11 protein-coding genes, 1 tRNA gene and 3 pseudogenes are annotated in these 17497 nt (G+C 59.1%); 11 read left to right on the plus strand and 4 right to left on the minus strand.

All coding sequences use genetic code 11. From position 1 onward, the window contains the following. Nucleotides 1–101: 101 nt before the first annotated feature. Complete coding sequence (locus tag PSH91_RS04490) at nt 102–1520, minus strand: short-chain fatty acid transporter (protein ID WP_076386741.1); 1419 nt, start codon at nt 1518–1520, stop codon at nt 102–104. Between the two features lie 376 nt (nt 1521–1896). Between PSH91_RS04490 and PSH91_RS26660 the strand changes: the two are divergent. The 4 genes and pseudogenes from PSH91_RS26660 to PSH91_RS04505 form a co-directional block, all read left to right on the plus strand. Continuing rightward, nucleotides 1897–2469: pseudogene (locus tag PSH91_RS26660) on the plus strand (PAS domain-containing protein); the annotation flags it as partial. A gap of 156 nt (nt 2470–2625) precedes the next feature. Next, nucleotides 2626–3057 (plus strand): annotated as a pseudogene (locus PSH91_RS26665) (methyl-accepting chemotaxis protein); the annotation flags it as partial. A gap of 91 nt (nt 3058–3148) precedes the next feature. After that, entirely contained in the window at nt 3149–3703 is a 555-nt protein-coding gene (locus PSH91_RS04500) for a DUF2975 domain-containing protein (protein ID WP_305467415.1), read from the plus strand. Nucleotides 3704–3710: 7 nt separating this feature from the next. After that, nucleotides 3711–3935, plus strand: a complete 225-nt coding sequence (locus PSH91_RS04505) for a helix-turn-helix transcriptional regulator (protein WP_047229383.1) — start codon at nt 3711–3713, stop codon at nt 3933–3935. Between the two features lie 73 nt (nt 3936–4008). Here PSH91_RS04505 and ggt read toward each other — a convergent pair whose 3' ends face one another. The 3 genes from ggt to PSH91_RS04520 form a co-directional block, all read right to left on the minus strand. Beyond that, on the minus strand, nt 4009–5850 hold the full coding sequence (gene ggt, locus PSH91_RS04510; RefSeq protein WP_305467417.1) for a gamma-glutamyltransferase: 1842 nt from the start codon (nt 5848–5850) through the stop codon (nt 4009–4011). Nucleotides 5851–5993: 143 nt separating this feature from the next. Beyond that, nucleotides 5994–6070 (minus strand) — tRNA-Met (locus PSH91_RS04515). Nucleotides 6071–6173: 103 nt separating this feature from the next. Beyond that, the gene (locus PSH91_RS04520; protein WP_274091314.1) at nt 6174–8231 is read right to left on the minus strand and encodes a methyl-accepting chemotaxis protein; all 2058 of its coding nucleotides are present in this window, start codon (nt 8229–8231) and stop codon (nt 6174–6176) included. Nucleotides 8232–8558: 327 nt separating this feature from the next. On the opposite strand from PSH91_RS04520, the gene PSH91_RS04525 reads away from it, so the two are divergent. The 7 genes and pseudogenes from PSH91_RS04525 to PSH91_RS04550 all read left to right on the plus strand — a co-directional run bounded on the left by PSH91_RS04525 (nt 8559) and on the right by PSH91_RS04550 (nt 17494). Next, the gene (locus tag PSH91_RS04525) at nt 8559–9776 is read left to right on the plus strand and encodes an MFS transporter (protein ID WP_139051150.1); all 1218 of its coding nucleotides are present in this window, start codon (nt 8559–8561) and stop codon (nt 9774–9776) included. A 1538-nt stretch (nt 9777–11314) separates the two neighbouring features. Then, nucleotides 11315–11524, plus strand: a pseudogene (locus PSH91_RS26670) (chemotaxis protein); the annotation flags it as partial. A gap of 159 nt (nt 11525–11683) precedes the next feature. Further along, nucleotides 11684–12472: a methyl-accepting chemotaxis protein gene (locus PSH91_RS26675; protein ID WP_370695186.1), complete on the plus strand. Its 789-nt coding sequence runs from the start codon at nt 11684–11686 to the stop codon at nt 12470–12472. 173 nt (nt 12473–12645) lie between these two features. Next, nucleotides 12646–13080 (plus strand): hypothetical protein, encoded by a 435-nt coding sequence (locus PSH91_RS04535; protein WP_047229387.1) that lies wholly within the window; start codon nt 12646–12648, stop codon nt 13078–13080. After that, entirely contained in the window at nt 13077–14537 is a 1461-nt protein-coding gene (locus PSH91_RS04540) for an ATPase domain-containing protein (RefSeq protein ID WP_173407384.1), read from the plus strand. Before PSH91_RS04535 ends, PSH91_RS04540 begins: the two co-directional genes overlap by 4 nt. A gap of 9 nt (nt 14538–14546) precedes the next feature. Beyond that, a complete protein-coding gene (locus PSH91_RS04545; RefSeq protein WP_274091315.1) occupies nt 14547–15572 on the plus strand; it encodes a HAMP domain-containing sensor histidine kinase in 1026 nt (341 codons plus the stop codon). A 374-nt stretch (nt 15573–15946) separates the two neighbouring features. After that, entirely contained in the window at nt 15947–17494 is a 1548-nt protein-coding gene (locus PSH91_RS04550) for a TerC family protein (RefSeq protein WP_047229390.1), read from the plus strand. Nucleotides 17495–17497: the final 3 nt, after the last annotated feature.

Genomic DNA, 17497 nt, shown 5'->3' on the forward strand with positions numbered 1-17497 from the left:
TTTTCAGCGTGTGGACCCCTCGAACAGGGTGTAGCCATACTGAAACAGACCGGAGCGAAGAAAAAGTGGGCCGACGAAAATATCGGCCCTTTTTTATGGCTTTATGGCATCACGGGCGGCAGATAAGACAATGTCGTCCCCAGCGCCCACAGCAGCACCAGCACCAATGGCGTGTGAACCAGTAATTGCACGAAGGAGAAACCGATCAGGTCCCGGGCCTTGAGCCCCAACACTCCCAGCAGCGGCAGCATGTAGAACGGATTGATCAGGTTTGGCAGCGCTTCGGCGGCGTTATAGATCTGCACCGCCCACCCCAGGTGATAGTTCAGATCATTGGCCACCTGCATGACATAGGGGGCTTCGATGATCCATTTGCCGCCTCCCGAAGGAATGAAAAAGCCCAGCACCGCCGAGTAGGCGCCCATCAACACGGCGTAGGTATCGTGGGACGCGATCTGTACGAAAAAGGTGGATATGTGATGGGCGAGCGTCTGGGCGTCGCTACCCTTGACCGTGGTCAGCAGCGCGGCAATCGAGCCGTACAGCGGGAACTGGATCAGCACGCCGGTGGTGGTCGGCACCGCGCGCGCCACGGCATCGAGAAAGCTGCGCGGCCGCCAGTGCAGCAACGCGCCAAGCATCAGGAACAGGAAGTTATAGGTGTTGAGCCCGGAGATGGCGCTTATCGCAGGTTTGGTCGAGAACTCGTGGAACAGCCAGCCGGCGGCCAGTAGCGCCAGGGCAATGGTCAGCAGCGGGCTATGTTCCAGCCATTCTCCCGGGCGGGTGCGAGGCTGCAATGCCGGCATGCTGAAGCTGGGATCAATCCCGCAGGCGGCGGCGTCACGGGCACTGTTCGGGCCGGGAGCGGTGGCATAGGCCACGATCAGCGAGATCACGATCAACGCCAGCAACATCACTCCCGATTGCCAGAGAAAAATGGTCTGGGTGAACGGAATGACCCCGGTGATCGACAGGATCGACGGTGGCAGGCTGGCCGGGTTGGCCTGCAATTGCGCCGCCGACGAAGACAAACCCAGTGCCCAAACCGCGCCCAGGCCCAGGTAAGCGGCGGCGCCCGCGGCGCGGTAGTCCATTTTCAGATCGGTGCGACGGGCCAGGGCACGTACCAATAAACCGCCAAATACCAGGGAAAGCCCCCAGTTGAGCAGCGACGCGACCATGGAGATCAATGCGACCCAGGCCACCGCGGAGCGACCGTTTTTCGGGATGCGTGCCAGGCGATCGATCAGTTTGACGGCGGGCGGCGAGCTGGCGACCACGTAACCGCCGATCACCACGAAGGCCATCTGCATGGTGAACGGTATCAGGCTCCAGAAGCCATCGCCGAACGCCATGGCGGCGGCTGTGGGTTTGGCGCCGATGAACAGTGTCGCCACCGCGACTACCAATACTGCCAGGGCGGCAAATACCCAGGAGTCAGGGAACCAGCGCTCGGCAAAACTGGAACAGCGCAAGGCGAAGCGGGCGGAACGGCTGTCTTGTATGTCGGTGGTCACGGCAATTACCTCGATTTTTATGGTTATGGGTATTGGGTGCGGCAGGGTCTTGGCGTCAGGCGCCAACACTGGAACATTCCAGTGACCATGGGAGGCTAATCGGGGTTCGCGAGCGCGCAGGATTATTTTCAGAAGCGGCCCGGGGCGCTCTTTAGAAAAAAATCGGCGAGCCGATGGCAAGAGAACAGGCCACCTAACTCTCCTGCTCTCGGAGCATGCCATGTTCAATAAACGCTTGAAGCAGGAGCTTTCGGCTCTTCGCCAGGAACTGTCCAGCCTTGTGCAGGTGAAGGAGAGTTTGGACCGCGAGATGCTGGCCCTCACTCTGGATGCCGAAGGGCGGGTGCAGACGGTCAATCAGAATTTTCTCGACGAAATGCACTACAAGTCCCAGGACCTCATCGGCCGGTCTGTCGAAGAGCTGGTGCCGGCTTACCTGAAATCCAATGAGTTCCAGTTGCGTTTCAAGACGGCGCTGACTAGAGGCGAGCATTTCTCCGGCGCCGTACGGCTGCTCCGGGGCAACGGTAAGGAAGCCTGGTTGCGTTCGATTCTCCAACCGGTTCGGGCGGCTGATGGCCGAATCCGCTATTTCTCGATGTATTCCAGCGACCTGACCCGTACCATCGAGGCGTCGCGCGAGCATGAAAACCTCATTGGTGCGCTGGTGCGCTCAACGGCGGTGATCGAATTCGACCTGGGCGGTCACGTACTGACAGCCAATGATCGCTTCCTCAATGCCATGGGTTACAGCCTGGCGCAGATCAAGGGCAAGCATCACCGCATGTTTTGCGAACCGGAGGAGTACAACAGCGCCACCTACCAGCAGTTCTGGCAGCGTCTCAACAGCGGCGAGTTCGTCGCCGGTCGCTTCAAACGCTTGGACAGCAACGGCCGTGAAGTCTGGCTGGAAGCCTCTTACAACCCGGTGCTTGATGCCAACGAGCGACTGTACAAAGTGGTCAAGTTCGCCACGAACATCACTGATCAGGTCAACCAGGAAAAAGCCGTCTCCGAGGCGGCCGGCATTGCCTACAGCACCTCGTTGCAAACCGACAACAGCGCCCAGCGCGGCACCGCCGTGGTGACCCAGGCCGTGGGCGTGATGCGTGACCTGGCCCGGCACATGCAAACCGCCGGCGAAGGCATCGAGGCCCTGAATGAGCAATCCCTGGTGATCGGCACCATCGTCAAGACCATCAGCGGCATTGCCGAACAGACCAACCTGCTGGCGCTCAACGCGGCCATCGAAGCCGCCCGGGCGGGTGAGCAGGGCCGGGGCTTTGCGGTGGTGGCCGATGAAGTGCGGCAACTGGCGTCGCGTACCAGTCAGGCCACTGATGAGATCGTCGGCGTGGTTCGCCAGAACCAGGACATGGCCCGCAACGCCGTGGCACTGATGACCGACGGCCAGCACCAGGCCGAACAGGGTCTGGCCCTGGCAGCGGAGGCGGGGACGGTGATCGTCGAGATTCAGGATGGCGCGAAGAAGGTGGTCGATGCCGTGAGCCAGTTTGCCAATCAGTTGTCGACTTGAGTTTGATGTTATCGTTTTTTACGTATTAATTATTGTTCTGCGATAATTTCACCGCTATGGTTTGCGCTTCCTTTGTTCTGTGGAGCCTTCCATGTCCTCGAATCGTCTCGCCCTGTACAGCCAGCGCATGGCTGTCATCACACTTGTCTTCATTATCACGATGATGGTCCTCAACGCCGGGGTCTGGCTGTTTCCTGACGTTGCTTCAGAATACGGTCTGGGCTTTGCCCTGACCGAGCGACAGCTGTCGAGCTTGTCAGCAGAGGCTATGCACTTGACTGGCTGGCAATGCCTTGGCGCAATGCTGTTGTCGAGCATACCGCTGCTGGCCCTGGCGTTCGGGCTGGGCCATTTGCGGCAGTTGTTCCAGCGATATGCCCAAGGCGAGTACTTTTCCAGCGAAGCAGCCGTTTGCCTGGGGAAGGTAGGTCGCGCTGTGGCGCTGTGGGTGCTGCTGGATTTCCTGTGTGAGCCGTTTCTCAGCCTGCTGGTGACGATCAACGCACCGGTCGGTCAGCGTCTGCTTACCCTCAGCGTTACCGCCCCGTCGTTTGTCGCGTTGTTTCTTGCAGCCTGCATTGCAATCATTGCCCGGATATTGTCCCGGGCCAGTGAAGTCGATTCAGAAAACCGGACTTTTGTTTGAGAGCCCTATGCCTATCGTTATTCAACTTGATGTGATGCTGGCGACGCGCAAGGTTAAATCCAAGGACCTTGCCGCCGCGATAGGCATTACGGAAGCCAACCTTTCCTTGTTGAAGCAAGGAAAGGTCAAGGGTATTCGCCTGGCTACCCTCGAAGCCATTTGCAGCCATCTGCAATGTCAGCCCGCCGATTTGCTGATTTACCAACCGCAGAGCGATCCCCCCAAGGCCTGACCCCTTGGGGGAGCGAGTCTGCCCGCGATGGGTGGCGACGCGACTTCGCAGACCGGTCGGATGGCCGCGACGCTCAATCCCCCAGCGCTTGACCCTCACGCCGCGGGTCCGCCCCACCGGCCAGTGAGATTTTGCCCTGGGCATCACGGACTCGGACGATCGCCTGGGTTCCACTGGTCATGTCGATTTCACTCACGGCATGGCCTTTGTTTTTCAACGCCTGGATCAGCGTCGGGCTGAACTGACCTTGTTCCAGTTCGGTGGGGCCGTTGCGGCTGCCGAAGTTGGGAAGATTGATGGCGGCTTGCGCGTCGAGGTCCCAGTCCAGCAGGCCGATCACTGACTTGGCGACGTATTCGATGATTTGGGAGCCTCCCGGTGAGCCAACAGCGGCCAGCAGTTCACCGCTCTGGCGATCGAAGATCAGGGTCGGCGCCATGGACGAGCGGGGGCGTTTGCCGGGTTCGACGCGGTTGGCGACCTTTTGCCCATTTTCTTCGGGTATGAACGAGAAGTCGGTCATCTGGTTGTTGAGCATGAAACCCCAGACCATCAGGTGTGAGCCGAACGCCGACTCCACCGTGGTGGTCATCGACACGGCGCCACCCTGATCATCCACTGCCACCACTTGCGAGGTGGAGATGCGCAGGGGCGAACGGTCCGGGGCGTAGGCCACCTGGACGCCCGGTGGTGTGCCGGGTTTGGCGATGCCCATGCTGCGTGGACCGATCAGGCTCGCGCGGCTGGCCAGATAACCGGGATCGACCAGGCCTTTGACCGGCACGGGGACGAAGTCCGAGTCAGCGACATACAGGGCGCGGTCGGCGTAGGTCAGGCGTTCGGCTTCGGCGATCAGGTGCACTGCTTCGGGCGTCGGCTCAATGCCGGCGGGTTTATCGGTCTTGACGGGTTTCATGGGGGCCAGGGCCGTGCGGCGGTCGCGCTGTTCCAATGCCTGCAAGGTTCCGAGAATCTGTGCCACGGCGATCCCGCCCGAAGACGGGGGCGCCATGCCACAGACTTGCCAGCGCTTGTAGTCAGTGCAAAGCGGCGCACGTTCCCGGGCGGCGTAGCCCTGGAGGTCATTCAATGACAGGCTGCCGGGGTTGGCATGCTTCTGCACCTTGGCGACGATTTCTTCGGCAATCGGCCCTTTGTACAAGGCGTCGGGACCTTCGCGGGCGATGCGCTTGAGCACGTCGGCCAAAGCGGGGTTTTTCAGCAGCGTGCCGACCGCCTTCGGGCTGCCGTCGGCGTTCAGGAAATAGGCGGCCATGTCCGGCGACCCCGGCAGGGACGCATCGGCCGCAATCATCGAGTGCAACCTGGGCGAGATCGCAAAACCCTGTTCGGCCAACGCGATGGCCGGCTCGAACAGCGTGCCCCATTCAAGTCGGCCATGTTTGCGATGGGCCAGTTCCAGTGCCCGCAACACGCCCGGTGTGCCCACGGAACGGCCGCCTATCTGCGCGGCGGTAAACGGCATGGGTTTGCCATCTGCTTGCAGGAAAAGTCTCTCGGTGGCGCCGGCCGGTGCCGTTTCGCGACCGTCGTAAGTACGTACTGCCTTGCCGTCCCACAACACGATGAATGCACCGCCACCGATCCCGGAGGACTGCGGCTCCACGAGGGTCAGCACCGCCTGCATGGCAATCGCCGCGTCGATGGCCGAGCCGCCGCGCCGCAACATCTGCCGCCCGGCTTCGGCCGCCAGCGGGTTGGCCGCCGCGGCCATGTGCTTGTCAGCGTGGCGGGTCTGCAGGTCGGTGCGATAGCCGGAGGCGATCTCCGGTGCGACGGGCAATGCTGGGGTTGTGGAGGAGGACGGGGCCTTACAGGCAACGAGTGCCAGGGCTACAGCCAGCAGCGAAACGGCTGACAGGCGATGAAGATTCGGTTTCAGATCTGCAAGCATGTGTCGCTCCATCCGTGGGCCAGGGGATAGGGATCGACTGTAGCGATGCGAGGCGTCGGGCGCAAATCAGCGCGGACTTGGGGGACGGCTTTTATCGAGGCATAAAAAAACGGCTTATCTTTCGATAAGCCGTTTTTAGTACTTGGTGGCTACACAGGGACTTGAACCCCGGACCCCAGCATTATGAATGCTATGCTCTAACCAACTGAGCTATGTAGCCAAGTGGCGCGCATTATTCGCCGGTAACGAAGATGTGTCAAGCGTAAATCTGAAATATTTCTCAGCGCTTTCAACCGCTTATCAATCCTCGCCGCAAATACCCGTCAACCGAGTTGAAATCTCCCTGTGTTGGCGCTCAGGGCCTGGCTGCCCTGGCTCAAAGTATCCGCCGCGAGGTTCACGGCGCGTGCCCCTTCAAGCAATCGCATGGCCGCCTGGTCGACCTGCTGGATATTGCCGCTGACCTCGTCGGCGGTGCTGGCTTGTTCGTCCACCGCGGTGGCGATTTGCGCCAGGGTATCGGTGACGCTCTGCACGGCGCTGGCAATTTCTCCCAGGCGCTCGCCAAGGCCGGTAACGGCTTGCGCGTCGGTCTGGGCCTGGCCGCATGCGGCTTCCATCAGGCTGACCGCTTCGTTGACCGTAGCGCGCAGGCTGTCGACGGTGCCAGCAATCTGTTGGGTGGAGGACTGGGTGCGTTGCGACAGGCTGCGTACCTCATCGGCCACCACCGCGAAACCACGGCCCTGTTCCCCAGCGCGAGCGGCTTCGATGGCGGCATTGAGGGCCAGCAGGTTGGTCTGCTCGGCCACGCCGCGGATGGTGTCGACCACCATCTGGATCTGTTGCCCCTGTTCGCTGACCCGGCCCAATGCGGCGGCGGTTTCGTTGAGGCGCTGGTTGAGTTGCTGGATGCTCGCCGTAGTGCGTTGACTGTCGCGGCTGCTGTCGGCGGCGATACGCCGGGTCTGCTGGGCGCTGTCGGAGGCCTGCTCACAGCTTCTGGCGACCCCTTGAGAGGTGGCGGCCAGTTGCGTGGCGGCCGCGGCGATCTGGCTGATCTGCATCTGTTGGGCTTCGACTTCGCCCAGGGCGCCGCTGGAGTGCGTGTTGAGGGTGCGAACGGCATTGCTCAACTGCAACGTTTCGTGGTCCACACCCAACAGGCTGTTGCGCAACTGCACCACTGCAACGTTGAGAGCGGTACTGATGGCCGCCAGTTCGTCGCGTCCTTGTACCGGCACTTGCAGACTGAGGTTGCCGTCACGCAGGGCTTCGGCCAGTAATGTGATGCCACTGGCGCTGCGGCGGATGGACGCTTGCAGGCAGATGAAGAGGTAAAGCGCGGCCAACAGCAGACAACCCAGCACCGTGGCCACCAGGGTGAATTGGCGGATGGCCGAGGAGTGGTAGTGGTCCAGTCGCGCATCCAGAGCCATCAGAGACTGCTGGCGCAAGGTCGCCAAGTCCGCCAGGAGCGCATCCATGTGTTTCTCGAATTCTTCCGGCTTGAGGCTGATGGAGCCGGCGAAGACCCCTTCATCCAGGACTTTCAGGCCGGAATCCAGATGCTTGAGGCTGTCTTGGAATTGTCCGGCCCAGGCTTGCAGTTCGTTGGGCAGGCGCGCTTGCAGTACTCCACCGGTTTTGACCAGTTGATCCCGGGCATCGCCGATCCGGCTGCGCAGGTCGCGCAATTGCAGGCGGCTTTGCAGGGTGAACTGACCCGACACAACGGAGGCCTGGCCAACGCTGGCCAGGCGACCGACCCGCTCGATCAGGTCCGGTGTCTGCTGGGTCGAGATCTGGATCAGCAGGTAGGTTTCCAGCCAGGAGGCGAGGGTCAGGCGATTGTCCATGACGATCTGCTCGCGCAAGGCTTGCAGGGCACTCAAGGCCGCAGTGAAGCGGTCATAGCCGTCCGGCCACCAACCGACGGTGCCCAGGCTTTTCGAATCAAGACCATTGAGACTGGTTTGCAACGTTTGGAAGCGAGCCAGGGTGTCGGCTTCGGCACCTTCGGTTTGCAAGGTGCTGCCCAGATCATTGGCGGCCTGGTTGAGGGCCGGCTGCACGGCATCGAAAGCAGCCATCGCGGCAAGCGTTGCGGGTGTTGCCTGGCGATTGGTTTCCGTGGCTCGCCAACGGGCCGCGCGGTTGCGCTGGGCGGCGAGCAGGTTGTCCAGGTTATCCAGGGCCAGCAACTGGCGAACCCCGGCGCGTTCTTCGGAAATCAGGCTGAGTTTGTCGCGATAGTCCTGGCCGATGATCCACAGGCTGCCCATGAGTGGCAGGATGAAAAGCAGGAACAGCAACTGAAATTTGCGGGCAAAGCCGAAACGCCCCAGCAACCTGATTCCCGGTGATAGAAAAGCCTGCATGCCCATACTCCCCTGAACACCTTTGCACTATTTTTGTGCGTTTCGACACAGTGCCGAAACAGGTGCCCTTTTAAAAGGCCTCGAAAGTTTGTCCAGGCCCGCTCTGTAGGCTGGCTCTGTAGCGAAACTTCCCATTCTCGGTCCCCTTTGTAAGGGGCCGCGTTGTAGACCGTTAACAAGGCAAGATTCAGACCATGGCTTTGCGCTATTACCGAGCTCGCTGACAATATTTCAAGTCGATAGCAAGCTAAGGGGATAGCCTTGCTGCACCGAAAAATGGCACATTGATGAATCCGCTTCCTGTGCAAACCCCGTATGGAAACTCCCATGGCTATCAGCGATACCCAGGTCGATACCGCGTCTATCCCTGCCACACCTCAAAGCAGCCCTTTGGTCATGCGCATCATCGGTGCCGTGGCGTTGGCGCATTTGATCAACGACCTGATCCAGGCGGTACTACCGTCTATTTACCCGATGCTCAAGGCCAGTTATGGGCTGACCTTCACCCAGGTTGGCTTGATTACGCTGACCTTCCAGTTGACGGCATCGCTGCTGCAGCCCTGGGTGGGTTATCACACGGACCGGCACCCCAAGCCCTGGCTGCTGCCCGCCGGTACGGTCTGCACGCTGATCGGGATCGTGATGATGTCCATGGTTGGCAGTTTTGCCATGATCCTGCTGGCCGCCGGTCTGATCGGTATTGGCTCCTCGACCTTTCACCCTGAAGCCTCGCGAGTCGCACGCCTGGCGTCGGGCGGGCGTTATGGGTTGGCGCAGTCGACGTTCCAGGTCGGCGGTAACGCCGGCTCTGCTTTCGGCCCGTTGCTGGCGGCGGCGATCATCGTTCCTTACGGGCAAGGTAATGTGGCCTGGTTCGGCCTGTTCGCACTGTTTGCGCTGTTCGTGCTGTACCGCATCAGCCGCTGGTACGCCAATCACCTCAACCTGTTCAAGCTCAAGCAAGGCCAGGCGGCTACTCATGGTCTGTCCAGGGGCCGGGTCTTGAGTGCATTGGCGGTGCTGGGTTTGCTGGTGTTCTCCAAGTATTTCTACATGGCCAGTTTCACCAGCTACTTCACCTTCTACCTGATCGAGAAGTTCGACCTGTCGGTGGCGTCGTCGCAGTTGTATCTGTTCCTGTTCCTCGGCGCTGTGGCGGCGGGGACCTTCTTTGGCGGTCCGATAGGCGACAGGATCGGACGTAAGGCGGTGATCTGGTTCTCGATCCTTGGCGTGGCACCGTTCACGCTGATCCTGCCTTACGTTGATCTGCTGTGGACCAGCATTCTCAGCGTGGTCATCGGCTTCATCCTGGCTTCGGCATTCTCGGCCATCGTGGTGTATGCCCAGGAACTGGTGCCGGGTAACGTCGGCATGATTGCCGGCGTGTTCTTTGGCTTGATGTTTGGCTTCGGCGGGATTGGCGCCGCGCTGCTGGGGCATCTGGCGGACATCCGTGGCATCGAGTATGTGTATTGGTTGTGCTCGTTTTTGCCGTTGTTTGGAGCCCTGGCGATTTTTCTGCCCAAAAGCAGAAAAAACTGACGTGTACTCAACCGGCGGAGGCGAGTGGGCCCCGCCGGGCCTTGCAAACAACTGAATTGCAAAACGTTGAAAAAATACCCGCCAACCAGAGCGATTTGATTAGTTGCTTGGAGTCGCTACTAAAGTACCGTTTTGTATAAGTCTTAAGTTTGATTTTGTATAAAGGTCGGTCATGTTAATTTGCTGCTGTGGTTGATGGATTGAATGGACGCAGCGGCAATCTTCAAGGGAGTCCGCTGGGGTGACCGGAAAGCAGCTTTCCACATTCTTTCCACCCGCCGCTCTTATTGTCTTCGGACATAAGGCCTTCGGCTCTTGATCTGAATACCTTCACCCCTCGGGTGAGGTGACTCACGCCCCTACCTGCCACGCTTCAAATACTTATAAAGCAGCTGTATCGCCGCGTCCGTTCAAGGCGATTGCCTCGTGGACAGCGTAAACAGCCGTGAGCGATTGTTATTTGCCGTGTTGTGCACAAGTTTGAGGCTGTCGTCTTAAACGTTGGCAATAAAAATAATCAGGCAGGGGATGATATGAAGTTCAAGTCGTTGCAGGCACGCATTTGTGTCACGGCAGGCGTATGTCTGTTTGTTTCATCAATTAGCCTGGTTATTTACGGGCTCTTTACCGCCAGGGCTAATGAACAATACGTGGCGACCGAAGTCTCGGCGCTGGTTGAAAAATCAACGATCCGGGAAATTCAGAACCTGGCCGAGTCCCGTGCCAATGCCATTCAGGCCAAGTTGCAAAATGCTCTGGATGCGGCCCGTACCATGGCCAATACCTTTGCCTCCAGCAAGGCTTCGCAGAGCCCTTTGGCGTTGGGACGTGAGCAGATCAACACGGTATTGCTCAGTGTTCTAAAAGATAACCCGGACTTCAATGGCACTTACTCCTGCTGGGAACCGGACGCGTTGGATGGTCAGGATCTTGTGTTGCGCAACGCACAGGACGGCAGTAATCCGTTGACCGGGCGCTTCACGCCTTACTGGACGCGCAGCGCTGGCGGACATGTGGCAGTACAGCCATTGGTCGAGTATGACTCCCCGGATCGCCACCCGAACGGTGTACCCAAAGGGGGTTGGTACAGCGGCCCACGCGACACTCTGAAGGAAAGCGTGCTGGACCCCATTCCTTATGTGGTTCAGGGCAAAAACGTATGGCTGACCACTTTGTCGGTGCCGATCGTATCCGATGGCAAGTTCTACGGCGTGGTCGGCGCTGACTTCGATATCGACTTTATCCAGAAACTCAGCGAGCAGATGTCGGCCGATCTCTACGGTGGCAAGGGCACGGTGTCGATTCTGAGTAACCAGGGGCTGGTAGTCGCGGACAGTCAGCGTACCGACCTGATTGGCCAGCCCATCAAGGCCTTGTTGCCTGACTCTTGGGAGAAAGTGCTGCGCGATATCCAGAGTGGTCGTGGTGACGGTCTGCTCAATCCGCACACCCAGCATATCGAAGTGCTGATGCCCATTGAGCTGGGGCGCACAGGTAAACCCTGGGCGGTGCTGATTCGCCTGCCAAAGGCAGTGGTCATGACTCAGGCCATTGCCCTGGAGCAGGAGCTACAGGCGCGCAGTATCAGCAACAGCATCTGGCAGGTGTCGGTTGGCCTGGGCGTTTCGCTGTTGGCGCTGGTCGCCCTGTGGTTTGCCGCCGCAAAAATCGTTGGGCCGATTCGCGAAGCCGCCGCCTTGGCAGCCAACATCAGCCTGGGGGATTTCTCGCGTCGCCTGGTGCAAAAAACCGAGGACGAAGTGGGCCAGTTGTCTGTCGCGCTCAACGATATGTCTGAAAGCCTGCAACGGCAGGTCAGGGTGGCCGAGCGCATTAGCGAAGGTGATCTGGACCTGGAGGTCCGGTTGTCTTCGCCCCACGATACCCTTGGCAGGTCACTGGAGAAGATGGTGGGTAATCTGAACCAACTGATTGGCGAAGTTCAGGCCAGCGCCACCCAGATCACCGGCAGCTCGGCGCAGGTTACCGACCTGAGCCAGTCATTGTCCGATGGGGCGTCCAATTCCGCGTCGTCCATCACTGAAATCAGCGCGGTGATGACACAAATGGCCGCACAGACCCGGGACAACGCCGCCAATGCCAAAAAGGCCGATGAGCAGTCCCAGGCATCACGGGCCGATGCCGGGGAAAGCGACAAATTGATGAGTGAGCTGATTGCCGCCATGGCCGAAATCGACAATTCGGGCAAAGACATTACCGCGATCATCACCACCATCGACAACATCGCCGCGCAAACCAACCTGTTGGCGTTGAACGCGGCTATCGAAGCCGCCAGGGCAGGTGAGTTGGGGCGTGGTTTTGCTGTGGTGGCGGATGAGGTGCGTAGCCTGGCCGCCCGCAGCGCCGAGGCCGCCCAGCAGACGGCTGCATTGATTGCTGACTCCTCGAGCAAAACGCAACGCGGCATGATCATCGCAGGCCGGACCGCCGAATCGCTGAAAAACATCGTCAGCGGAACCAGTGCTGTTTCCAACCTGGTTTCATTGATCTATCAAGCTTCCAGCGAGCAAGCCTCAGGCCTGCAACAGGCCAGCATCGGGTTGGAGCAGATCGATGAAGTGACGCAGAAAAACCAGTCCAACTCACAAGAGTGCGCGGTGGCGGCCAAGGATCTTTCGGAGCGAGCATCTTTGATGCAGCGCGTGCTGGGGCGCTTCAAAGTCAAAAGGGGGTAGTGGGTTTTCTGGCCACGCGTGACTCAAGATTTATTGTGCGAGGGACCAAGCTCCCTCGCCACAGTTCAATCCAGTTCTTGAATGAGCGCAATTGCATTGCGTTATCCAATAGGGTCTCGGTAACGCCCTTGAGGGTGTACTATCGATACTCGCCCATCGGATACCAGTTAGCCATGTCCACGCTAAGCGAAGAGAGCCGTCAGATCGTAGCTTCTCTGGCGCACCGCGTTGGCCCCAACGCTGACATTGCAAAGACCGCCCACGCGATCGTTTCCATCTTGCAGGATATAGAGGCGACCCTGACGCCCGTCATTGGTCAGCAAGGGGTTGTCGCGTTGTATCGCCGTAGCCTGCATCTGTGTGGCTCCGCTCATCCGCGCCTGACCAGCACCTGCAACAAGGTGCCGTCCGGCATGGTTCTGACCGCCCTGAATTCAGTGCTTGTTGAGCAAAGCGAAGCCGATGCGCGGTTTTTCGGTGAAATGTTGCTGACCACTTTCTATGAGTTGCTGACCACGCTGATCGGACCCTCGCTTACCGCACGTTTGCTTCGTGACGTGTGGGATTCTTCTTTGAGCGACACCCCTTCGCAGGAAAATTCGCCATGAGCAGCAAAGTGACTATCAACCGCTTGGCCACCGGCGTGCCAGGACTGGACGAGGTCTTGGGCGGAGGATTGCCGGAGTTTTCGTTCAATCTGATCGCCGGCCCACCCGGTTGCGGCAAGACCACCCTCGCGCACCAGATGATGTTTGCCCTGGCGACCCCCGCACGTCCGGCGCTGTTTTTTACCGTGCTGGGTGAGCCACCACTGAAGATGCTGCGCTATCAGCAGCAGTTCGATTTCTTCGACAGCGACGCGATCAATCATTCGATCCGCTACGTCAACCTGGCTGACGACACCCTGGCTGGGGATCTGGACGAAGTGCTGCGGCGCATTGTCAGCGAGGTGGAGGCGCACTCCCCGGCACTGGTGTTCGTTGACTCGTTCCGCTCGGTGGTGCTGGCCAGCCAGACCCAGGACAACCCGAATAACAACTTGCCGCAGTTCGTCCAGCAACTGGGCATGTTGATGACCACCTGGCAGGCCACGACTTTCCTGATTGGTGAGTACTTTACCGAAACCGATACCAACCCGATTTTCACCGTGGCCGACGGACTGATCTGGCTGCGCCAGAGCGTTCAGCGCAATTCCATGGTGCGCAAGATGGAAATCATGAAGATGCGTGGCCAGCCAACGCTGCCGGGTCTGCACACTTTCCGTATCGCCCCATCGGGAATCAAGGTATTTGCCCCTGCGCCCTACAATCCGATCGAAGCTCCGCTGGAGTTCCCCATCAAACGCTTGGGAATGGGTGTGCCACAGCTCGACGAAATGCTCGGTGGTGGCCTGCCGCGCGGTTACTCCCTGTTGGTTGCTGGCCCGTCGGGTTCTGGAAAAAGCATTCTCGCGGCATCGTTTCTCGCTGAAGGCGCGCGAAACGGTGAAAACGGCGTGATCGCCGTGTTCGAGCAGCGCCCGAATCACTCCCAGAACGCCACCCTCTCAAACTTGATTAAAAGCGGCAAAGTCGGGCTGGTGGATAGCCGTGCTCCAGATCTGTCCATCGACGAGATCGTGCAGTTGCTGTTGAGCGAGATTGCTCGCCTGAACGCCACGCGGGTGGTGATTGACTCGCTGTCGGGGTTCGAACTGGCCCTGGCGCCGACCTTTCGCGAAGACTTTCGCGAGTCGCTGTCGCGCATGGTCACCGCGTTGACCAGCGCCGGTGTCAGTGTATTGCTGACCTCGGAGTTGGAGGATCGCTACACGGATCTGCGATTCAGTCCTTACGGCACGGCTTTTCTCACCGATGCAATCATCGTTCAGCGCTACATTGAAGTGCAAAGCCGTTTATTGCGCATCATGGCCGTGGTCAAGGTGCGGGCCAGCGCTCACTCCGATGAGTTACGCCTTTACAGCATTGACGATAGCGGTTTGCAGATCGGTGACATGTTGCCGGATCAGGAAGGTTTGCTCGGAGGCCGGCCTACCCGGCAGATGTCTGGCAAAGGTACTGGATGAGGCATCATCATGAATGAGGCCAATGGCGGGAATGAGCAGGCGAAGGCGATGGCCGCTCGCGAGCTGTTCCTGCTCGGCCAGAAAACCGTCGAGGCGCGTGCGGTGCTGGCCGCGCTGCGCAAGGAGCTGAACGACGCCAACACCCAACTTGCCGACAAGCAACATGTCGAGCAACTGATCGAGGCCAATCAGCAACTGGTCCTGGCGATCCTGTCGGCCCAGTCCGAGGCTGAAAAGCCACCTTCCACGCAGGCAGAACAACAACTGTATCGGCAGATGCGCGAGGCCAATGAGCAATTGGTCATTGCCGCCCTCAGCGCGCAGCATCTGCAAGACGCGGCCGAACGGGCGCTGGAGCGCCAGCGTAGCGTTCTCGCTTTGGTTGCCCACGAACTGCGTCATCCGCTGACGCCCATCAGCATGATTGCCGGCCGACTGGTGCGGGTGCCGAGTGAGGAGTTGCCGCGCATGCAGAAGCTGATCGAAGGTCAGGTCCGGCACATGTCTCGATTAGTGGAGGACTTGCTCGATGTCTCCCGCGTCAGCACCGGCAAGTTTCGCCTCGATTGCCAGATTGTCGATATGGTGCAGATCGTTCGCGAGGCCATCGATATCTGTAAACCGGCCATGGTCAGCGGCAAGTTGATGTTCAGCGCCACACTGCCCGAGTGTGCCCAGCTGGTGTACGGCGATCCGGTACGGCTTGCTCAGATTCTCGGCAACCTGCTGGGTAATGCGGTCAAATACACCCCTGTGGGCGGCACCGTCGAATTGTCGGTTACCGTCGAAGGGAGTGTCTTGCAGGTCAGCATCCGTGATACCGGCATAGGTATTTCGGCCAAGGCGCTGCCGTTTATTTTTGAACCCTTTGTGCAGGATGTTCACGCCATCGGCTTCAACGGCGTTGGCCTGGGCATTGGTTTGACGGTGGTGCGCGAGTTGGTCGAAAGCCACGGTGGCACAGTGGTCGGCAAGAGTGAGGGGGATGGCAAGGGGAGCGAGTTCGTGGTGAGGTTGCCGTTGGCAAATCCATGAAGCTGCGCAGTCGTCCCATCTGCCGCCGCGTGCGTGGATGTCAGATTCTGTAATAATTCGATGCGTATGACGCGTTCGGAAACATTATAGGATCACCTCCCCAATTATTTTCAGGTCTATATGAACACCCTTCTGGAGCCTCCCAGTCGTTTTTTTCAATCCGCGCCCTCTACAAGTCCGCTCTGCGTTACCCAGCGTTTATCCGGTTTTTCTGGATCGCTGGCTATCCAAATCCCATCCGTAGGCTTCTCATCGATTTCTCCCAGTGAGACCAACGGTGTCGCCTCCCAAGTCATGCCTTGCTCTATCCGCTCGATAAAGCTTCTTTCCCTGGCACCTTTCGCCCCGACTCTACGAGAGGTTGAATAACCCTTATGGAATGGATTGCTGATCCGACGGCATGGCTTGGCCTGCTGACCCTGATCGTGCTGGAGCTGGTGCTCGGCATTGATAACCTTGTGTTTATTGCCATCCTGGCTGACAAGCTGCCGCCGGAGCAGCGCGATCGTGCCCGTATCATTGGCCTGTCGCTGGCATTGTTGATGCGCCTTGGCCTGCTGGCCAGCATCTCCTGGATGGTGACCCTGACCGAGCCGTTGTTCGAGGTCTTCGACAAGACGTTCTCGGGCCGGGACCTGATCATGCTGTTCGGTGGTGTATTCCTGTTGTTCAAGGCCACCATGGAGTTGCATGAACGACTTGAGGGGCATGTCACCGAGCGTACAGGTAACGCCGCCTATGCGATGTTCTGGCCTATCGTTGCGCAGATTGTGGTGCTGGACGCGGTCTTCTCCCTGGACGCCGTGATCACGGCCGTGGGCATGGTGGAACACCTGTCGGTCATGATGATCGCGGTGATTTTCTCCATCGGCCTGATGATCATCGCAAGTAAGCCCCTGACCCAGTTCGTCAACAGCCACCCAACCGTCATCATGCTCTGCCTGGGCTTTCTGATGATGATCGGCTTCAGCCTCACGGCTGAGGGCCTGGGCTTCCACATTCCGAAAGGCTACCTCTATGCCGCGATCGGTTTTTCGATCCTGATCGAACTGTTCAACCAGTTGGCTCGCTCTCGTCGCAAGAAGAGCATGCAGGGGCATCGCCCTATGCGCGAACGCACTGCCCATGCGGTCATGCGTTTACTGGGTGGGCACAAGTTGGGGGCTGATGAAGTCGGTGAAGAGATCGCTGACATGCTGTCAGGCGATGAAGCCGAACAGGTCTTCCACCGACGTGAGCGGGTCATGATCAGTGGTGTGCTGCAGTTGGCGGAGCGCCCAATACGCAGTGTCATGACGCATCGGGCGGAAATCGACCACCTCGACCTGGCCGATTCCCCAGACGAGATCCGCACCAGGCTGATGCACTCGTCGTATTCCAGGTTGCCGTTGATCCGCGAAGGCCGTGTGGATGAGCCTCTGGGGTTCATCCACAAGAAGGAGTTGCTCAAGGAGCTGTTGGCGGGCAACGAGCCGAATCTGGAAGCCATGGCTCGCAAGGCCATCAACCTGCTGGACAACTTCACGATTCTCAACGCGCTGGAACAGATGCGCAAAGAGTCGACCCACATCGCCTTCGTGGTGAACGAGTTCGGTGATTTCATTGGTCTTCTCACCATGACCGATATTCTCGAATCCATCGCCGGTGAACTGCCCGATGCCAGTGAAATAGAAGGTCCGAACATCGTGGCCCAGGATGACGGATTTCTGGTCAGCGGTGCGCTGAATCTCAGCCAGGTTCGCGAACACATCGGCTTCCAGGCAAAAGCGACGGATGACTATCAGACGCTCGCCGGGTTGGTCATGAGCTTGCTGGACCGCTTGCCCATCATCGGAGACAAACTCGATTGGCAAGAGTGGAGCATGACCGTTGTCGAGGTTGAAGAGCGTCGGGTGACGAGGGTGCTGTTGCGTAAAAGCTAACGT

The sequence above is a fragment of the Pseudomonas sp. FP1154 genome (assembly GCF_030687245.1).
Classification (GTDB): domain Bacteria; phylum Pseudomonadota; class Gammaproteobacteria; order Pseudomonadales; family Pseudomonadaceae; genus Aquipseudomonas; species Aquipseudomonas rhizophila.